The sequence below is a fragment of the Burkholderia sp. Ac-20353 genome (assembly GCF_017104785.1).
Classification (GTDB): Bacteria; Pseudomonadota; Gammaproteobacteria; order Burkholderiales; family Burkholderiaceae; genus Burkholderia.
In genome coordinates, this window is record NZ_JAAGPL010000555.1 from 1 (window position 1) to 647 (window position 647).

The following is a 647-nucleotide window of genomic DNA, read 5'->3' on the forward strand; positions in this document are numbered from 1 at the left end:
CGTCGCCTACAAGATCGTCACCAACCTGATCCTGCTGCCGGTTGCCGCATCGTGTTTCAACTTCACCCAGGCGTACGCCGAGAGCGCGCTCAAGCGAAGCGCGTGGCGCTCGGCGTTCCTGCGACCGTTGTCGCGGGTGGCCCAGCCGAAGTTCGCAGGCGTCACGCTTTTGATCACGTTGATGGTATTCGCACTTTCCGTCTGGCAGAGCCGCGACCGCGTGATTGGCACGCTGCAACCGGGCGCCCCGGAGTTGCGTGAGGAAGCGCGGTTCAACCGGGATGCGACGTCGATCGCGGGCCACTACGACATGGGGCTCGACTGGCTCTCGGTGGCCATGGAGTCGAGCGGCAACGCGTGCGACAACCCTGCGGTCGGGCTGTATGAGGACGAATTCACCGCCGCGATGCGCACCGAGCCGGGTGTGGTGTCCGCACAGTCCTACTCGGCGATGCTGCGCACCTACAACGCGGGCTACAACGAAGACTATCCCAAGATGAACGTCGTCCCGATCGACCCCGAGAACTACGGCGCGGTGTCGGTCGATGTGGCGCGCCTGAAGGGCTTCATGACGGCCAATTGCAGCATGACTGCCGTTCACCTGTACCTGACCGATCACAAGGCGACAACGATCAATCGGGTCCTCA

General features: G+C 63.4%; 1 pseudogene. It reads left to right on the top strand.

The features are described 5' to 3' along the window. A pseudogene (locus G3N94_RS43340) lies at positions 1 to 647 on the top strand (RND family transporter); the annotation flags it as partial.